Source organism: Candidatus Cloacimonadota bacterium (genome assembly GCA_011372345.1).
GTDB lineage: Bacteria > Cloacimonadota > Cloacimonadia > Cloacimonadales > TCS61 > DRTC01.
On sequence record DRTC01000087.1, the window covers coordinates 1 to 3,749 of the forward strand.

3 protein-coding genes are annotated in these 3,749 nt (G+C 36.0%); all 3 read left to right on the forward strand.

Annotated features, from left to right (window positions below; all coding sequences use genetic code 11):
- On the forward strand, positions 1–391 hold a 391-nt coding region (locus ENL20_01570; protein ID HHE37247.1), incomplete at its 5' end, for an NUDIX domain-containing protein.
- Between the two features lie 300 nt (positions 392–691).
- Positions 692–1,063, forward strand: coding sequence for a GxxExxY protein (locus tag ENL20_01575; protein HHE37248.1), 372 nt, complete (start codon positions 692–694; stop codon positions 1,061–1,063).
- A 91-nt stretch (positions 1,064–1,154) separates the two neighbouring features.
- On the forward strand, positions 1,155–3,749 hold a 2,595-nt coding region (locus ENL20_01580; GenBank protein HHE37249.1), incomplete at its 3' end, for a valine--tRNA ligase.

The following is a 3,749-nucleotide window of genomic DNA, read 5'->3' on the forward strand; positions in this document are numbered from 1 at the left end:
AGCGGCTGCCTGTGTAATATTAAATGAGAAAAATGAAATTGTGATCATCAAAAGAAGCATAGAACCAAAAGCAGGTCAATGGGCTTTACCAAGCGGTTACATCGAGATAAATCAATCTCCGGAACAAACTGCAATCGAAGAGATGAAAGAAGAAACAGGTTTAATCGGTGAAATCGAGAAATTCATCGGATATTATCACGGTCATTCACCAATTTATGAGAGAATAATCTCTTTCGGTTTTTTAATGAAAATTGTAGGAGGAAAATTACAAGCCGGAGACGATGCTGCTGATGCTAAATTCGTTTCTTTCGATGAACTTCCGCATATTGCTTTTGCCGCTCATCGATTCTATATCGAAGAAGCGAGGAAAATAGCCACAGACTTACACTGATTAGCACAGACAAAAAAGAAAAATCTATAAAAAGCCACTGATATTTAACTGATAAAATAAAAAGTCAGTGTTCAGTCAGTGCAAATCAGTGGCAAAAAAGGAGTGTTATAGTGAACAAAAAATATTTATATTCGGATATATTGGAAATGAATTAGATTTAAAAGAAGAATTTATTAGCCACTGACCTACACTGATAAACACAGACAAAAATTGAAAAACACTAACAAACATAGTCTTTTTGTTTTAAAAAAAAGTCAGTGTTCAGTCAGTGAAAGTCAGTGGCAAAAAAGGAGTGTGATAGTGAGTAAAAAATATTTATATTCGGATATAACGGAAAAAATTATAAAATGTTTTTATAAAGTTTATGATGAATTGGGATCAGGATTTCTCGAATCTATTTATGTGAAAGCATTAATTATTGAATTGAAAGAAATTGGATTTCAAGTAGAATACGAAAAGGAATTAAAAGTTAAATATAAAGAAAAAATAATTGGAATTTTTAGAGCAGATATAATAGTTGAAGATAAAATAATAATCGAAGTAAAAGCAGTAACTAACCTCATTCCACAGCATGAAGCACAATTAATAAATTACTTGAAAGCAACAGGAATTAGAGTTGGATTAGTCGTAAATTTTGGAAATGAATTAGATTTTAAAAGAAGAATTTATTAGCCACTGACCTACACTGACAAACATAGTCTTTTTATTTTTAAAAAAAGTCAGTGTTCAGTCAGTGAAAGTCAGTGGCAAAAAAGGGTATAAAATGAAAATAAACAAAAACTACGAACCACAAAAGATCGAAAAAAAATGGTACAAGCATTGGATTGAAAAAGGTTATTTCACACCCAAAATAGATAAAACCAAAAAACCTTTTACCATTCTCATTCCACCTCCAAATGTAACCGGAATCCTGCACATGGGACATGTTCTGAATAATACTCTTCAAGATGTCATGATCCGCTATAAAAGAATGACCGGAATTCCGGCGCTTTGGGTTCCCGGAGTCGATCATGCTGGAATTGCTACACAGAATGTAGTTGAAAGAGAACTGAAGAAAGAAGGAAAAACCAGACACGATATTGGTCGGGAAGAACTCGTAAAACGCATCTGGAAATGGAAGAACGAAAAAGGCGGCAAGATCATCGAGCAACTGAAAAAACTCGGTTGTTCCTGTGATTGGACAAAAGAACGCTTCACGATGGATGAACAACTTTCCAATGCAGTGAAAGAAGTTTTTATCCGACTTTATGAAAAAGGTCTTATCTACAAGGGAAAAAGGATCATCAATTGGTGTCCCCGCTGTGTTACTGCTCTGGCAAACGATGAAGTGGATCACGAAGATACCGACGGACATCTCTGGCATATCAAATATCCTTTTAAAGATGGAAAAGGATTTGTTACAGTTGCCACTACTCGTCCTGAAACCATGCTTGGAGATACTGCTGTTGCTGTCCATCCTGACGATGAAAGATACAAGGATTTAATTGGAAAAACTTTGATCCTTCCATTGGTGAACCGCGAAATTCCAGTTATTGCTGATGAATATGTTGATAAAGAATTCGGAAGCGGTTGTGTGAAAGTTACTCCTGCTCATGATCCCAATGATTTTGATATCGGTGAACGACATGATCTTGAACAAATTCTGGTTATGAACGAACACGGAATTATGAATGAGAATGCTGGAGAAGATTTTGCTGGTTTGAATCGTTTTGAATGCAGGGAGAAAGTGATCGAGAAACTGAAAGAACTAAATTTATTAGAAGATATTGAACATCATAAACACACTGTTGGTCATTGTTATCGCTGCGAAACTGCGATCGAACCATATCTTTCCGAACAATGGTTCGTTAGAATGGAACCGCTGGCAAAAAGAGCGATAGAAGTTGTAAAATCAGGTGAAGTAAAACTGAATCCAAGAAGATGGATAAAAGTTTATCTGCATTGGATGGAAAATATTCGCGATTGGTGTATTTCGCGGCAGATCTGGTGGGGACACAGAATTCCTGTTTATTATTGTCAGGATTGCGGAGAAATGATCGTTGCTAAAGAACAACCGGAAAAATGTCCAAAATGCAATTCGATGAATTTTAAACAAGATGAAGATGTACTCGATACCTGGTTTTCGAGCTGGTTATGGCCCTTTTCAGTTTTTGGATGGCCCGAAAAAACCGAAGAACTGGAATATTTCCTTCCCACAAATATGCTCGTAACTGCTCCCGGAATTATCTATCTCTGGGTCGCTCGCATGATCATGTCAACTCTCGAATTTATGGATAAAATCCCGTTTGATACAGTTCTGCTGCATGGAATGGTTCTCGATGAGGTTGGCAGAAGAATGAGTAAATCGCTGGGAAATTCTCCCGATCCAATCGACATCATCGATGAAGTTGGAGCCGATGCTCTTCGTTTCGGAATGATCTTCAACACGCCCAAAGGTGCTGACAGTTATTATTCCGAAAGTTATCTCGAATCCGGTAGGAATTTCGCTAACAAGATCTGGAATGCCTTTCGTTTTATGATGATGAACATCGAAAAGATCGAGGGTCTTCCCAATAAAAAAGAACTGAAATTGGAACTTTCCGATAAATGGATTTACAGCAGGTTGAATCAAGTTATCTCCAAAGTAGAAGAGAGTTATGAGAATCTGCGTTTTAATGATGCTGCTCGTATTTTGATGGATTTTGTCTGGAAAGAATTTTGCAGTTGGTACCTGGAACTTTCCAAAGATCGAATTTATAATGATGCTGATAAAGAAGCACAATTAACTGCAAAATACATTCTGCTGGATATTCTGCAAAATTCGATGAGAATGCTGCAACCGATCATGCCGTTTATTTGCGAAGAAATCTGGCAGATCATCAAGGATCATTTTTTTATTGAGGAAGAATCTGTAATTATTGCTGCCTTTCCAAAAGCAGATAAAAATCTCATTGATGATAATATCAATAATGAAATGTCCTTGATCCAGGATTCGATCACTGCTATCAGGAATCTGCGAAAACAGGTTAATCTTGCTCCTGGATTGGAAATCGATATCCTGATCAAAGTTGCTGAAAATTCCCAAAAAGAGTTGTTGGAAAATTATCAGAATTATTTGCAGAAATTAGCAAAAGTTCAAAAAACAGAAATTGAAATCGATCTGAAAAAACCAAAATCTTCGATTGCCGCAGTTGTTCAAAATATAGAAATATATCTTCCTCTTGAAGGTTTGATCGATATCAATGATGAAATAGAGAAACTAAAAAAACAATCAGAAAAACTTGAGAAAGAACTTCAGAAGATAAACAGTAAATTACTTAATGACAAGTTTTTAGAGAAAGCACCGGAAAGCATCATCAAAAAAGAACGAGAAAAACAT